The sequence below is a fragment of the Xanthomonas cissicola genome (assembly GCF_008801575.1).
In the GTDB taxonomy this organism is placed as follows: Bacteria; Pseudomonadota; Gammaproteobacteria; order Xanthomonadales; family Xanthomonadaceae; genus Xanthomonas; species Xanthomonas cissicola.
The window spans coordinates 42,754-58,004 of record NZ_VZPL01000004.1 but is presented as its reverse complement, the minus strand read 5'-3'; the positions used below and the strand labels follow the sequence as shown (position 1 = coordinate 58,004).

Sequence of the window (15,251 nt, the reverse complement as noted above, 5' to 3'; positions counted from 1 at the left end):
GGCCGCACAGGAGATGGCATTCCTCCTCGAACCGCACGCACCCGCGCGCTGATGATGCCTGCCCACCCCGCCGGGGCGGCAGGTCTGTGCCCCGGCATCGCTCTTGACTCAGGAAGGATGACGCCGATGTCGCACACTATTTTTTCGAAAGCACGCTCCGGTCGCGGGGTGTGCGCATGAATGCACCGGTGTGGTGGCAACAGCTGTTGCTGGCGATGACCGGTGGTGCGCTGGGATCCGGTTTGCGTTTTGCGATCGGTGCCTCGTTGATCCAGCGCTTCGGTACCGTCTTCCCGTGGGGAACGCTGACGGTGAACCTGCTCGGGTCGTTCGTTGCCGGCGTGTTGCTGGTCTGGCTGGATGCACGCGGGCCATCGAGCTGGCCGCTGCGGGCCTTGTTGATCGTTGGGGTGATCGGCGGGCTGACCACGTTTTCGTCGCTGATGATGGAGTGCCTGGTATTCGCGCGCACCGACCGCTCGACGATGATCGGCATCTATCTGGCGGTGACCTTGCTGGCTGGACTGGCGCTGGTCTTCGCAGGTGCGCGGACCGGTCAATGGCTGGTGACGCGCTGAGCGCGACCGCCTGGTCGCGGTGTCTGCGGCGTGCCCATTGCCGTATCTACATCGCCAGCTTCAATCGCCGCGGCGAGACGACCGATGCAGCAGAATGCAATGCATCGCGTTTCAATGACGCGGGGGATATGCGTTGGATCGCCTCGCCGCGACGTTGGCGAGACCGCGTTGACCGGCAGAGCAAAGGGCGTGCTTGCGCACGCCCTTTTGGCGACAGCATGGAAATTTGATCGCTGACCTGATCTCCGCAGGTCGATGACACCGATGGAGACACCAGATCGACCCGGAAGGCCGACCCGGCGCTCCAGCGCGCCTTACAGCGCTTCAATGATGCCCGCAGCGCCCATGCCGGTCCCGATGCACATGGTGACCATGCCGTACTTCTGCTGACGACGGCGCAGGCCATGCACCAGCGTGGCGGCACGGATCGCGCCGGTGGCGCCCAGCGGGTGGCCAAGGGCGATTGCGCCGCCCAGTGGGTTGACCTTGGATGGATCCAGCTCGCTGTCGCGGATGACCGCCAACGCCTGTGCCGCGAAGGCTTCGTTGAGCTCGATCCAGTCCAGCTGGTCCTTGGTCAGGCCGGCCTGCTTGAGCGCCTTGGGAATGGCGGCGATCGGTCCGATACCCATGACTTCCGGGCGCACCCCAGCGACCAAGAAGCTGACGAAGCGGGCCAGCGGAGTCAGGCCGTAATCCTTGATCGCCTGCTCGGAGGCCAGCAGCACCGCGCCGGCACCATCGCTCATCTGCGACGAATTGCCGGCGGTGACGCTGCCGCCGAACTGGCCGTTGCGGAACACCGGGCGCAGCTTGGCCAGGCCCTCGAGCGAGCTGTCCGGACGCGGACCTTCGTCGGTGTCGACCAGGCGCTTGCGCAGGGCGATCACATTGCCGGCCAAGTCGGGCTGATGCGAGTGGATTTCGTACGGGCTGATTTCGTCGCGGAACTCGCCGGCCGCAATCGCCGCGATCGCTTTCTGGTGCGAGGCCAGCGCGAACGCATCCTGGTCTTCGCGCGACACCTTCCACTCTTCTGCGACCTTCTCGGCAGTGATGCCCATGCCGTACGCAATGGCCACATGGTCGTCGGCGAACACGCTTGGCGACATCGCCACCTTGTTGCCCATCATCGGCACCATCGACATCGACTCCGTGCCGCCGGCCAGCATCAGGTCGGCATTGCCCAGACGAATCTGGTCGGCCGCCATGGCGATGGCCTGGATGCCGGACGAACAGAAGCGGTTGATGGTCTGACCGGCCACCGAATTGGGCAGGCCCGCTAGCAGCACGCCAATGCGCGCCACGTTCATGCCTTGCTCGCCTTCGGGCATGGCGCAGCCGATGATGGCGTCGTCGATGCGCGAGGTATCGATGCCCGGCGCCTGCGCGACCACGGCGCGCAGCACGTGCGCCAGCATGTCGTCGGGGCGGGTGTTGCGGAACACGCCCTTCGGCGCCTTGCCTATCGGCGTACGCGTGGCGGCGACGATGTAGGCTTCTTGAATCTGTTTGCTCATTTGGCTATCTCCGAAAGCCGGGAATGGGGAGAGGGGAATCGGGAATCGCAAGTGCGGATTCGCCTGGGTTCGCCATCTTCATCACCCAGCAGATAATTGGGAGAAGCGGGGAGTAGGTTGGGCTTTTACCCATTCCCGATTCCCCACTCCCGATTCTCAGTTCCTCAACGGCTTGCCCGTCTTCAACATGTGCCCAATCCGGGCCTGGGTCTTTTCCTGCTGGGCCAGTTCGACGAAGTGCTTGCGCTCCAGCTTGAGCAGCCATTCTTCATCGACCAGCGCGCCGCGATCGACTTCGCCACCGCACACCACCGTGGCGATGCGGCTGGCGATTTCATAGTCGTATTCGCTGATGAAGCGACCTTCCAGCATGTTGACCAGCAGCATCTTGAAGGTGGCGATGCCGACGTCGCCGGCAACCTGGATATGGCGTGCCGGCAGCGGGGCGCGGTAGCCGCCCTCGGCCAGTGCGCGCGCTTCGGCCTTGGCGATGTGCAGGCTCTCGTAGCTGTTGAACACCACTTTGTCGGTGGCGCGCAGCAGGCCCAGTTCCTTGGCATTGACCGCCGAGTTGGAGACCTTGGCCATTGCCACGGTTTCGAAGGTCTTTTTGAGCTCGGCAAACACGTCGCCGCCCGGGCCTGCGGCGATCGATGCACGTACCGCGATTTCCTTCAGGCCGCCGCCGGCCGGCAGCAGGCCGACGCCAGCTTCGACCAAGCCGATGTAGCTCTCCAGCGAGGCCACCGTCTTGGCGCTGTGCATCTGGAACTCGCAACCGCCGCCCAGTGCCAAGCCGCGCACGGCCGAGATCACCGGCACCTGCGCGTACTTGATGCGCTGGCTGGTGGCCTGGAAATTGGCGACCAATGCTTCGAAGGCATCGACCTTGCCAGCCTGCAGCAGGCCGAGCGCGCCGGCCAGATCGGCGCCGGCGGAGAAGGGCTCCTTCTGCTGCCAGATCACCAGGCCAGCGAAGTCCTTCTCGGCGCGGCCAACGACGTCCTGCAAGCCGTTGAGCACGTGGTCGGAAACGGTGTTCATCTTGGTCTTGAAGCTGACCACCGCGATGTCGTCGCCGTCGTGCCACATGCGCACGCCGTCGTTTTCGAACACGGTTTCGCCCGGCGAGAACTGCTCGCCAAGCAACGGATCGGGGAAGCGCTGGCGTTTGTACACCGGCAGCGACGAGCGCGGCAGCTTGGCGTCGCGCGCCGGGCTATACGAGCCCTCGGCGCCATGCACGCCATCGCGACCGTCGAACACCCAGTTAGGTAACGGTGCGCTGCTCATGCTCTTGCCGTTGGAGATGTCTTCGGCGATCCACTGCGCCACCTGCTTCCAGCCGGCTGCCTGCCAGGTCTCGAACGGGCCCAGCGACCAACCGTAGCCCCAGCGAATCGCCAGATCCACATCGCGTGCGGTCTCGGCGATATCGGCCAGATGGAAGGCGCTGTAGTGGAACAGGTCGCGGAAGCTCGCCCACAGGAACTGCGCCTGCGGATGCTGGCTCTCGCGCAGCTTGGCGAACTTCTCGGCCGGATTCTTGATCTTGAGGATCTCGACCACTTCCGGCGCGGCACTGCGATCGGCGGCGCGGTAGTCCTGCTTGTGCAGGTCCAGCACCACGATGTCCTTGCCGACCTTGCGGAAGATGCCGGCCCCGACCTTCTGGCCCAGCGCGCCCTTGGCGATCAGCGCCTCCAGCCACTTCGGCGACTTGAAATACTGATGCCACGGGTCGTCCGGCAAGGTGTCGCCCATGGTCTTGATGACGTGCGCCATGGTGTCCAGGCCGACCACATCGGAGGTGCGGTAGGTGGCCGACTTGGGACGGCCGACCAGCGGGCCGGTCAGCGCATCGACTTCGTCGAAACCCAGGCCGAATTCCTGCGTGTGATGGATGGTGGACAGGATCGAGAACACGCCGATGCGGTTGCCGATGAAGTTCGGCGTGTCCTTGGCATACACCACGCCCTTGCCGAGCGTGGTGACCAGGAAGGCTTCCAGGCCCTCGAGCACGGCCTTGTCGGTGCCCTTGGCCGGAATCAACTCGGCCAGGTGCATGTAGCGCGGCGGGTTGAAGAAGTGCACGCCGCAAAAACGATGGCGCAGCTGCTCGGGCAGCACATCCGACAGCTTGTTGATGCCCAGGCCGGAGGTGTTGGATGCCAGCACTGCATGCTCAGAGACGAACGGGGCGATCTTCTTGTACAGGTCCTGCTTCCAGTCCATGCGTTCGGCGATCGCTTCGATGATCAGATCGCAGTCGCGCAGTTGCTCCAGACCGCTCTCGTAGTTGGCTGGCGTGATCGCCTCGGCTAGCGCCTTGCTGGCGAGCGGGGCAGGGCTCAGCTTGCCGAGATTGGCGATCGCCTTGAGTACGATGCCGTCGGCCGGGCCTTCCTTGGCAGGCAGGTCGAACAACACGGTGTCGACACCGGCATTGGTGAGGTGGGCGGCGATCTGCGCGCCCATGACGCCGGCACCGAGCACGGCGGCACGACGGACTAGCAACGGGTTGGACATAGCGATAGGCCTCTTGTGGAACGTTTACGGTGTGGAATGAGCACGGAAACCGGGTTCCGCGAAACGAATGAGTTCGCGCGCCGCGCGCGCGCGGTGGTCGGCCTCGCTGACGCCCGCAGGCCGCTTGATGAGTCCGAAGTCGGCCATGGCATAGGTCAGTGCGCCGGCAAGAAAGTCCAGCCGCCAGTACAGCTCTTCCTTGCTCAGGCCCGGCACGCAGCCGGCAATGGCCTTGCCGAATTCGCGCAGGACATGCCCGTAGTGGTCGGACAGGAACTTGCGCAGGTTGTCGTTCTTTTCGGCGTACGCGCGTGCGATCACGCGTACGAACGCGCCGCCGTTCTGGCGGTCCTGCGCCATCGCCAACGCCGGCTCGACGAAGGCAGCGAGCACGGCCGTCAGCTCGCCGGGCTGCGACTTCTTCGCCGTTTCCAGCTGCTGCAGGCGCGCTGCGGTCATTTCGTCCATGCGCCGGCGGAACACCTCGTTGACCAGGTTTTCCTTGGAGCCGAAGTGATAGTTGACCGCGGCGATATTGACGTCGGCCTGCGTGGTCAGCTGGCGCAGCGACGTGCCTGCAAACCCGTGCTGGGCGAACAGCTCCTCGGCCGCACCGAGAATGCGGTCCTTGGTGGAGAAGTGGGCGGGCTTGGGCATGCGCGAAGACAGGACTCAATCAAACGATTGTTTGAGTCTACGGGCTCGCCCGCTGGCAGGTCATGTCGCAACGCAGCACGATTCAGGAGGCGGTGTGCAAACGCGGCGTTGACGAGATAGAATTGACCATCGCAAAGAAGCCTAAGCCCGCGTTTTGTCGCGGGTTTTTTTCATGATAACCTCGGGCCTTCAGTGGCCCGCCCAACGGAGAACTTCCCATGGCGCTGGAGCGCACCCTGTCCATCATCAAGCCCGACGCCGTTGCCAAGAACGTCATCGGCGAAATCTACAGCCGCTTCGAAAAGGCTGGCCTGAAGGTCGTGGCCGCCAAGTACAAGCAGCTGTCGCGTCGTGAAGCCGAAGGCTTCTACGCCGTTCATCGCGAGCGTCCGTTCTTCAACGCGCTGGTCGAGTTCATGATTTCCGGCCCGGTGATGATCCAGGCGCTGGAAGGCGAGAACGCCGTCGCCGCACACCGTGACCTGCTGGGCGCGACCAATCCCAAGGACGCTGCGCCGGGCACCATCCGCGCCGACTTCGCCGATTCGATCGATGCCAATGCTGCCCACGGCTCGGATTCGGTCGAGAACGCTGCCAACGAAGTCGCGTATTTCTTTGCCGCCACCGAAGTGGTCTCGCGCTGAGGCCGAGTGAGTCGAATCGTGAATGAGGTCGTGATCCCTTCCGTGCTGCAGGACGGCTCCGTCCGTACCCCGGAGCCGCGCAAGCAGAACCTGCTCGACCTCGATCGCGAGGGGCTGGAGCGCTTCTTCGCCGATACGCTTGGCGAGGCGCGTTACCGTGCCCATCAGGTAATGAAGTGGATCCATCATCGCTACGTCACCGATTTCGACCAGATGACGGACCTCGGCAAGGCGCTGCGTGCGAAGTTGCACCAACACGCCGAGGTTCTCGTCCCGAACGTGGTGTTCGACAAGCCTTCGGCCGACGGCACCCACAAATGGCTGTTGGCCATGGGCACCGACGGCAAGAACGCCATCGAAACCGTGTACATCCCCGACAAGGGCCGTGGCACGCTGTGCGTGTCCTCCCAGGTCGGCTGCGGCTTGAACTGCAGCTTTTGTTCGACCGCTACCCAGGGCTTCAACCGCAACCTCACCACGGCCGAAATCATCGGCCAGGTGTGGGTGGCGGCGCGCCATCTGGGCAATGTGCCGCACCAGCAGCGCCGTCTCACCAATGTGGTGATGATGGGCATGGGCGAGCCGCTGATGAATTTCGACAACGTCGTGCGTGCGATGAGCGTAATGCGCGACGATCTTGGCTACGGGCTGGCCAGCAAGCGGGTCACGCTGTCGACCTCCGGCCTGGTGCCGATGATCGACCGGCTCTCCACCGAAAGCGACGTCTCGCTGGCGGTCTCGCTGCATGCAGCCAACGATGCGCTGCGGGAAAGCCTGGTGCCGTTGAACAAGAAATACCCGATCGCCGAGTTGATGGAGTCGTGCGCACGCTACTTGCGCGGCAGCAAGAAACGCGATTCGGTGACATTCGAATACACGCTGATGAAAGGCATCAACGACCAGCCGGAGCATGCGCGCCAGTTGGCCAGGTTGATGCGGCAGTTCGACAACGCCGTGCAGTCCAAGGACGCCGGCAAGGTCAATCTGATTCCGTTCAATCCGTTTCCTGGGACGCGCTATGAGCGCTCAGGCGAGACCGAGATTCGCGCGTTCCAGAAGATCCTGCTCGATGCGCAGGTGTTGACGATGGTTCGCCGCACCCGTGGCGACGACATCGACGCCGCGTGCGGGCAGCTCAAGGGGCAGGTCATGGACCGTACCCGTCGCCAGGCGGAGTTCCGCCGCACATTGGAAGGGCAGGCCGATCGAGATGCGGCAGCGTGAACTCGCGTTAATGGCGGCCGTGGCGATCGCGCTGAGCGCGGTCGGCTGCGGTGGTCGCAATGCCAAGGCCGGCTCGGCCAAGAGTGTGGAGGAAGTCGCGCCGGTGTATTCGTTCCGCGACGACAAGGCCACCAAGAATCGCCTGGCCGTCCAGGAGAAATTGGGTCTGGCCCGCAACCGGCTGCAGACCGGCGATTACGCCAGTGCCGAAGAGCAGGTGCGCGCCGCCTTGAAAAAGGACCCGCAGTCGGTGGATGCCATCGGCCTGCTGGCGCTGATTCAGGGCGCCAGGGGCGATGCGTCGGCAGCTGGTGCGTCGTACCGGCGGGCCGCAGAAATCGCGCCGCAACGCGGCGACGTGCTGAATAACTATGGCGCCTGGTTGTGCGCGAATGGCTCGCCCAGCGAAGCGTTGACCTGGTTCGATCGCGCACTGGCCGACCGGACGTACGCGTCGCCTGCGTCTGCATTGGGCAATGCCGGCGGTTGCGCGCTTAAGGCAGGACAGCCTGAGCGAGCAGCAGGCGATCTGCGCAAAGCGCTCGATTTAGACCCGAATAATCCGTATGCGCTCGAATCGATGGCACGTCTGGAAGCCAGGCGCCGCAATTATTTCGAAGCCCGCGCTTTTATCGAACGCCGCCTTGCGGCTGCACCGGCAACTGCTTCCGTGTTACAACTCGCCATTCAGATCGAGCAAGGGCTAGGCGACGAGGTAGCTGCCGGCCGTTACCAACAGCGGTTGGTCAAGGAATTCCCTGACGCAGCGACCGCTACTCCCGGGGCCAATGCATTGTGATCAGTGATTCCAATCCGAACCTTTTCGAGCAGGAAAAGGGCTGCGGACAGCATTTGCGCGAAGCGCGCGAGGCGGCAGGCCTGAGTGTGGACGAGGTGGCCGGCAAGTTGCGCATGCCGGCACACGTGGTGCACGCGTTGGAGCAGGAGGACTGGCAGCGGCTGGGCGCGCCGGTGTTCGTACGCGGGCAGCTGCGCAGCTATGCGCGCTTGTTGCAGGTCGATCTGGAGCCGCTGTTGCAGCAGGCCACGATTGCGCCGATCGAGCCGGTCAAGCTGGTGAGTCACACGCATACGCCGCGTGCGCGGCGCATTCTCGAAAGCACCGCGCGCAAGGCCATGTATGTGGTCATTACCGGCGTGTTTGCGGTACCGGTCTGGTATGCGACGCGCTCGCATCTGGATGGCAAGGCGCCAAGCACGGTGTCCTTGGACAGCATGCCGGAGGCTGCAAAGTCCGCTGCGCCACGCAATCCAGCAACGCAGGCCGCCGCAGCGCCGCGCGAACAGCCGGCGCCGTATATCGCATCGATGACCCCGGTGCCGCGTGCTACCGCCGACGTCCAGGCGCCTGCGGAGGCAGTTGCTCCTGGCGGCAGTTTGTCGTTGAGTTTCAGCGGCGACAGCTGGGTGCAGATCCTGGCACCGGATGGCAGTGCGGTCGAAAAAGCCCTGATACGTGCCGGTGAACAACGCACGTATTCGCCCGGTCAGGTGGGGCGCATCGTGCTCGGCAATGCTTCGGCGGTACAGGTTCAGCAAGGCGGCAGTATCGTCGACGTGAAACCGTTCCAGCGCGCTAACGTGGCCCGTTTTGCGGTATCCTCCGACGGCTCCGTGGTACGTGCTTCCGAGTGAAGCGGACTGCGGTTTTTCATTTATCCCTTTTGATGTTCCGCGCCTCCGGGATGACGGAGCGAGAGTACGCATGGCGATCGACGATCTGCTGGACGAACACGAACAAGGCGAACGCGTTCGTTCCTGGTTGAGAAAGAATGGCGCGGGTCTGGTGGGCGGTGTCCTGCTTGGTCTGGCGCTGATCCTGGGGTGGCAGTGGTGGCAGACGCGCACCAACACCGCATTGGTCGAGGCCAATGGCCGCTACGAGGCGGTGGTGAAGTCGATTCAGGCCAAGGACCTGGACAAGGCCGCCAAGGACATCGTGGCGCTGGACGACGGCAAGGGCGGCATTTACGCCGAGCTGGCGGCGCTGCGGCTGGCCAAGGCCCAGGTGGATGCCGGCAAGAATGCCGAGGCGATCAAGACCTTGCGCGACGTGCCCGCCGAAGGCGAGCTCAAGCAGATCGTGCAGCAGCGCCTGGCGCGCCTGCTGACTGAAAGCGGCAAGCCCGACGAAGCGATCAAGGTGCTGGCCGATGCGCAGGATCACGCCAGTCTGGAGATCCGCGCCGACGCGTTGGTCGTGCAGGGTAAGCCGGATGAGGCGCGAGCGCTGTACACCAAGGCCCTGACCACGGTGGATGTGGCCTCGCCGCAGCGCCGGTTGCTGGAAACCAAGCTGATGGATGTGGGCGGCAAGGTGCCCGATCCGGCGGAGCAGATTTGATGAAGCAGGTTGATATGTACAAGCGCATTGCGTTGATTGCCGTGATGGGTCTGTCGCTGGCTGGCTGCAGCACCGTCAAGGGCTGGTTTGCCGGGAAGGATGCTGCCGCCAAGAAGGCGCAGGAACCTGCCGAGTTGGTGAAGTTCGAGCCATCGGTCAAGGTCGAGAAGATCTGGTCTGCCGGCATCGGCAAGGGTGAAGGGCATATCGGCGTCCGTCAGCGCCCGGCAGTGGCCGACGGCAAGGTATATGCAGCGGCGATCACCGGTGGCGTGGAGGCACTCGACCTGCAGACTGGCAAGCGCGTCTGGGAATACAAGCCCAAGAAAGAAGAGCGTAACGACCGCAAGTTCAAGCAGCGTCTGTCCGGTGGTCCCGGTGTGGGCGAGGGCCTGGTGGTGATTGGTAGCCTGTCCGGCGATGTGATCGCCCTGAACCAGGCAGACGGCACTGAAAAGTGGCGGGCCAAAGTGCCGAACGAAGTGATCGCTGCGCCGGCCATCGCACAGAACCTGGTGCTGGTGCGTAGCAACGACGGTCGGGTGACCGCGTTTGATGCCGCAACCGGCGAGCGTCGCTGGTTCCACGCCGAAGAAGGCCCGACCTTGTCCGTCCGCGGCAATGCGCCGATCGTGACCGGCCCGGGCGTGGTGTTCGTCGGTAACGACAGCGGTACCTTGAGTGCGCTGGCGCTGCAGGACGGTCGCCCGTTGTGGGAGCAGGCCATCGGCGTGCCGGAAGGCCGTACCGAGCTGGAGCGCATGTCCGACGTCGATGGCGCGCCGGTGCTGGATGGCACCACGCTGTACGCGACCAGCTTCAAGAATGAAACCCTCGCACTGGAAGGCCCGAGCGGCCGTCCGCTGTGGACGCGCGATCATGGCGGCGCCGGCGGCGTTGGTGTGTCGTCGGCGGTTGTGGTCGTATCGGACAACGCCGGATCGGTGTGGGGGCTGGACAAGAGCAGCGGTGCGGCGATGTGGTCGCAGGCTGCGTTGGCACGCCGTTCGCTGACCGGTGTGGCCATCCAGGGCGATTACGCCGTGGTCGGCGACTACAAGGGCTATCTGCACTGGCTGAAACTCAGCGACGGCGCACTGGCTGCGCGCGCACGTGCCGGACGCGATACGCTGCTGGCGCAGCCGCAGGTGGTCGACGGCATTTTGCTGGTACAAAACACCGACGGCGATCTCACCGCCTTCCGGTTGGCACAATAAGGACCTTGCGATGCTGCCCCTGGTCGCCCTGGTTGGACGGCCCAATGTCGGCAAGTCCACCATCTTCAATGCGCTGACGCGCACCCGTGACGCGCTGGTTCACGACCAGCCAGGCGTCACTCGCGACCGCAACTACGGGGTCTGCCGTCTCGACGAGCAGCAGCCGTTCATCGTCGTCGATACCGGTGGTATCGCCGGCGACGAGGAAGGTCTTGCCGGGGCCACGGCCCGCCAGGCACGGGCCGCCGCCGGCGAAGCCGATCTGGTGCTGTTCGTGGTCGATGGCCGCGAAGGCGCGTCCTCGCTCGATGACGAGATTCTGGCCTGGTTGCGCAAATTGGCGCGGCCGACCGTGCTGGTGATCAACAAGATCGACGGCACCGACGAAGAAACCGTGCGCTCGGAATTCGCGCGCTACGGCTTCTCCGACGTGGTGGCGTTGTCTGCCGCGCATCGGCAGGGCATCGACGAATTGCTTGACGAGGTGGGTGCGCGCTTGCCCGAGGAAGGGGCCGGCGAGCTGCTGGACAACGACCCGGCGCGCGTACGCATCGCCTTCGTGGGGCGCCCGAATGTGGGCAAGTCGACCCTGGTCAATCGCCTGCTGGGCGAAGAACGCATGATCGCCTCGGAAGTGCCGGGTACCACGCGCGATTCGATCGCCGTGGACCTGGAGCGCGATGGCCGTCAGTACCGCCTGATCGACACCGCCGGCCTGCGACGGCGCGGCAAGGTGGAAGAGGCGGTCGAGAAATTCAGCGCGTTCAAGACGCTGCAGGCGATCGAACAATGCCAGGTCGCGGTGCTGATGCTGGACGCCACTGAAGGCGTGACCGATCAGGATGCGACGATTCTCGGCGCAATCCTGGATGCCGGGCGTGCCTTGGTCGTGGCGATCAATAAATGGGACGGGCAAAGCGATTACCAGCGTGCGCAGGCCGAAGATCTGCTGTCGCGCAAGCTGGGCTTCGTCAACTGGGCCGAGGCGGTGCGGATTTCCGCATTGCACGGCTCGGGCATGCGCGAGCTGTTCCAGGCGATTCACCGCGCCCATGCATCGGCCACGCATGAGTTCAGCACCAGCGAAGTGAACCAGGCGTTGGAAATCGCTTATGAGACCAACCCGCCGCCGAGCATTCGCGGGCATGTCTCCAAGCTGCGGTATGTGCACCCGGGCGGCGCGAATCCGCCGACCTTCATCGTGCATGGCACGCGCCTGAAGGTGCTGCCGGAATCGTACAAGCGCTATCTGGAAAACTTCTTCCGGAAGCGTTTCAAGCTGGTTGGTACGCCGGTGCGTTTCATCTTCCGTGAGGGCGCCAATCCGTACGAGGGCAAGAAGAATCCGCTTTCCGATCGTCAGGTGGCCCGCAAGCGGCGCCTGATGCGGCATGTCAAAGGGAAGTAACGGCGCGCAGGCCGGCTGAGGCGTGATGTCCAGGCGGTGCGGGAGGCGTGTGGCTCTGTGGCCTGTGCGCGGTAAGTCGTTCTTAGAGCCCGGGATTTGCACGTTCCGTGCATCTTCCTGAGCGTCCGATCGAGGCTGTATGCAGTCCTGCCGCATGCACGCGTTCGTTTGTGGGCACGGGTGGCGGCGCGTGCAGGTGCAAGCGAAAGTCGCTAGTAGCGCAGCGCGTCATTAAGGCCCATCTCCTGCTTCGGCGGCCGAGTGATGCCGCCATCCTTCGCGTTGGCGATGCGCTGGTATCCTGCGCGGCATGACCGATTATCCTTCCCGCATTCCGTACGCGCAGGCGCTGCAGATTCTGCACAGTGTCGCGACCAGCAACCGTTCGCCCGATGAAAACATCGCCATCTCGCGTGCCGATGGGCGGATCTCTGCAGGCGACCTGATCGCACCGCTGGCGCTGCCGCCATTCGCCAACAGCGCGATGGATGGCTTTGCGCTGCGGCACGCCGATATTGCGGCCGGCGACGCGTCGTTGCAGCTGGTTGGCGAACAGTTTGCCGGCGAGCGCTGGGCTGGCACACTGGCTGCCGGGCAATGCCTGCGTATCACTACCGGCGCGCCACTGCCCGATGGCGCCGATACCGTGATTCCCAAGGAAGATGCCGACGAACGCGACGGCATGGTGCGGTTTCAGACCGCGCCTGCATCGGGCGCAGCTGTGCGCTTGGCCGGCAGCGACGTACGCGCCGGCGATCTGGTGATCCAGGCCGGGCAGGTGCTGACGCCTGCACGCATCGGTCTGGCTGCTGCGCTGGGGGTGTCGCGGCTTGCGGTCGCGCCGCGCCCGACCATTGCGGTGCTGGCCACGGGCGATGAGCTGATCGAACCAGGCATGCCGCTCGGCCCGGGACAGATCTACAACAGCAACCGCGACATGCTGATGGCGCAACTGCGTGCATTGGGTTACGCGCCGACCGCCTGGCCGACATTGCCGGACGACCCGCAACGTATCGGCACCATGCTGGAAGATGCGGCCGCGGCGTTCGATGTGGTGATCACCTGCGGCGGCGTTTCTGCTGGCGAAAAGGATTATCTGCCGCGTCTGATCGGCGAATTGGGGCGCATCCATTTCTGGCGTGTGCGGATGCGCCCGGGAATGCCGGCGGTGTTGGGGCAGATTGGTCGCTGCCTGGTCTTGGGCCTGCCGGGCAACCCGGTCTCGGTGCTGGCAACGCTGATTGCCTACGGCGTGCCGTTGCTGGATGGATTGCAGGGACGCAGCGAGCCGCGCCCGGTCTGGCATGCGGCCTTGGCAAGCCCATGGGAAAAGCGCCATGAGCGGCTGGAATTCCTGCGTGGGCGATTGGAATGCGGCGAAGATGGGCGGCTGACCGCACTGCCGCACCGCGGCGACGCCTCACATCTACTGCGTGGCGCGGCCGACAGCAATGCATTGATCGTGCTGCCCGAGCAGGCGCGGCGCTTCGAGGCCGGCGAAATCGTGCGGGTGATTCCGTACGCGTTGTGAGCGCTTGCTTGATCGATAGTGCCCGGCAGGATGACGCGCGCCTGGTTGGAGTGTTTACGCAATGCGCAGGGCATGCGACGTGCGGGCGCGACGCGTCAACGTGCAGGATAATTGCGTAAGCGTTTTGGTCACGGCGTAAAAGCGAACGCTTCGAAAAAGCGAACGCCTCGACATTGAGAGCGAATCGCTCGATAGCCGCTCTCGGCAGGAGAAGGGTCGGGTGAGGGGACGGCGGAAGACAGCCGTCCACGCCCACCTCGCCAAATACTCAACGCAGCGATACACCTCGTTGCTTCGGTGGCAAGGCAATCAGGCAACCGACGGACACCACACCGCGGCTGTGAGCTGAACTCAACCAACCGCACTACCGCAGAACGCCGCGTAATCCGCATAACCGGTAAACACAGCGCCAGGCGCACAGACCGGGCAGTGCGGGTCCGGCGGCAAGCGGATGTCGCGGAAGCGCATCGCCAACGCATCGAAACTGAGCAGGCGGCCAGTGAGGCCGTCGCCGATGCCGAGCAGCAACTTGATCGCTTCGGTAGCCTGCAGGAGTCCGATCACCCCGGGCAGTACGCCGAGCACTCCAGCTTCGGCACAACTGGGCGCGAATTCCGGCGGCGGCGGTTCGGGAAACAGGCAGCGGTAGCAAGGCGCATGACCACGGTGGCGGCCGGCATCGAATACGCTGACCTGTCCTTCGAACTGCTGCACGGCGCCGTAGACCAGCGGTTTAGCGAGTTTGACGCAGGCATCGTTGAGCAAATACCGCGCGGGAAAATTATCTGCGCCATCGACCACCACATCCACGTCCTGCAGCAGCGCTTCGACATTGTCGGCCGTCACGCGCGTTTGCACCGCCTCGATGTCCACGCGCGGGTTGAGCGCGGCGATGCGCCGTGCGGCGGAGTCGACCTTTGCAGTGCCGACGCTGTCTTCGGTGTGCAGAATCTGGCGTTGCAGGTTGCTGCGGTCCACCACGTCGTCGTCGGCTATGCGTAGATACCCCACACCGGCTGCGGCGAGGTAGAACGCTGCAGGCGAGCCTAGTCCGCCTGCGCCGATCAGCAACACCCGTGCACGTGCCAGGCGCCGCTGACCTTCCAGGCCGACCTGCGACAGACGCAGATGGCGTGAATAACGCTCAAGAAAATCCTGCTCGTCCGCCGGCAATGTCGGGCGTACCAGGGGCAGGCCGGCGCTGGCCCATGCGCTGGTGCCGCCGGCCACCGATGCCACGTGCGCATAGCCGTGCGTGCGCAAGATGGCGGCCGTATGCGCCGAGCGTTTGCCGCTCTGGCAGATCAATACGATTGCGCGGGTTTGCTCGGGCAGATGGACTGCAGGCTCCGTTTCCAGGGAGTTCTGTGCGATCGCCAACGCGCCTTCGGCCTGGCCGCTGGCACGCTCATGCAGTTGCCGGATGTCGACCAGCAAGGCGCCCTGCAGGGCGCGGGCACGGGCGTCGGCGGGAGAGATGTCGTGGCTGCTCATGCGGCCATTGTCGCGCAAACGCAGCAGCTGCGATGTGCAATCTTGCCCACGACACGCACGCACCTCGCTGCTGATGAAAGGCGC

Annotated in this window: 13 protein-coding genes and 1 riboswitch; of the genes, 9 read left to right on the top strand and 4 right to left on the bottom strand. The window is 64.4% G+C overall.

Annotation, left to right across the window (positions count from 1 at the left end):
* Positions 1–68: riboswitch (Fluoride riboswitch) on the top strand.
* 108 nt (positions 69–176) lie between these two features.
* Positions 177–578: a fluoride efflux transporter CrcB gene (crcB, locus tag F7R02_RS02925; RefSeq protein ID WP_003482896.1), complete on the top strand. Its 402-nt coding sequence runs from the start codon at positions 177–179 to the stop codon at positions 576–578.
* A gap of 314 nt (positions 579–892) precedes the next feature.
* Here the strand turns inward: crcB and F7R02_RS02915 are convergent, their stop codons facing one another.
* The 3 genes from F7R02_RS02915 to F7R02_RS02905 form a co-directional block, all read right to left on the bottom strand.
* Positions 893–2,098, bottom strand: coding sequence for an acetyl-CoA C-acyltransferase (locus tag F7R02_RS02915; RefSeq protein WP_078590964.1), 1,206 nt, complete (start codon positions 2,096–2,098; stop codon positions 893–895).
* A 156-nt stretch (positions 2,099–2,254) separates the two neighbouring features.
* The gene (locus tag F7R02_RS02910) at positions 2,255–4,627 is read right to left on the bottom strand and encodes a 3-hydroxyacyl-CoA dehydrogenase/enoyl-CoA hydratase family protein (protein WP_016848745.1); all 2,373 of its coding nucleotides are present in this window, start codon (positions 4,625–4,627) and stop codon (positions 2,255–2,257) included.
* Between the two features lie 24 nt (positions 4,628–4,651).
* Positions 4,652–5,284 (bottom strand): TetR/AcrR family transcriptional regulator, encoded by a 633-nt coding sequence (locus F7R02_RS02905; protein WP_003482890.1) that lies wholly within the window; start codon positions 5,282–5,284, stop codon positions 4,652–4,654.
* Positions 5,285–5,502: 218 nt separating this feature from the next.
* Here F7R02_RS02905 and ndk point away from each other — a divergent pair, with 218 nt between their 5' ends.
* The 8 genes from ndk (at position 5,503) to F7R02_RS02865 (ending at position 13,673) form a co-directional block, all read left to right on the top strand.
* On the top strand, positions 5,503–5,928 hold the full coding sequence (gene ndk / locus F7R02_RS02900; RefSeq protein WP_002812972.1) for a nucleoside-diphosphate kinase: 426 nt from the start codon (positions 5,503–5,505) through the stop codon (positions 5,926–5,928).
* A gap of 18 nt (positions 5,929–5,946) precedes the next feature.
* Positions 5,947–7,152, top strand: coding sequence for a dual-specificity RNA methyltransferase RlmN (gene rlmN, locus F7R02_RS02895; protein ID WP_005921296.1), 1,206 nt, complete (start codon positions 5,947–5,949; stop codon positions 7,150–7,152).
* A gap of 10 nt (positions 7,153–7,162) precedes the next feature.
* Entirely contained in the window at positions 7,163–7,951 is a 789-nt protein-coding gene (gene pilW, locus F7R02_RS02890) for a type IV pilus biogenesis/stability protein PilW (RefSeq protein ID WP_078590963.1), read from the top strand.
* Entirely contained in the window at positions 7,948–8,808 is an 861-nt protein-coding gene (locus F7R02_RS02885) for a helix-turn-helix domain-containing protein (protein ID WP_078590962.1), read from the top strand. The genes pilW and F7R02_RS02885 overlap by 4 nt, the downstream gene beginning before the upstream one ends.
* A 70-nt stretch (positions 8,809–8,878) precedes the next feature.
* Positions 8,879–9,517 carry a YfgM family protein gene (locus F7R02_RS02880; protein ID WP_078590961.1) on the top strand — a complete coding sequence of 213 codons (639 nt, stop codon included), beginning with the start codon at positions 8,879–8,881 and terminating at the stop codon, positions 9,515–9,517.
* Complete coding sequence (gene bamB, locus F7R02_RS02875) at positions 9,517–10,734, top strand: outer membrane protein assembly factor BamB (protein ID WP_167520953.1); 1,218 nt, start codon at positions 9,517–9,519, stop codon at positions 10,732–10,734. Before F7R02_RS02880 ends, bamB begins: the two co-directional genes overlap by 1 nt.
* 10 nt (positions 10,735–10,744) lie before the next feature.
* The gene (der, locus tag F7R02_RS02870; RefSeq protein WP_003482878.1) at positions 10,745–12,142 is read left to right on the top strand and encodes a ribosome biogenesis GTPase Der; all 1,398 of its coding nucleotides are present in this window, start codon (positions 10,745–10,747) and stop codon (positions 12,140–12,142) included.
* A 310-nt stretch (positions 12,143–12,452) separates the two neighbouring features.
* Positions 12,453–13,673 (top strand): molybdopterin molybdotransferase MoeA, encoded by a 1,221-nt coding sequence (locus tag F7R02_RS02865; protein WP_005921291.1) that lies wholly within the window; start codon positions 12,453–12,455, stop codon positions 13,671–13,673.
* Positions 13,674–14,024: 351 nt separating this feature from the next.
* Here F7R02_RS02865 and moeB read toward each other — a convergent pair whose 3' ends face one another.
* Positions 14,025–15,230: a molybdopterin-synthase adenylyltransferase MoeB gene (gene moeB / locus F7R02_RS02860; RefSeq protein ID WP_172107298.1), complete on the bottom strand. Its 1,206-nt coding sequence runs from the start codon at positions 15,228–15,230 to the stop codon at positions 14,025–14,027.
* Positions 15,231–15,251: the final 21 nt, after the last annotated feature.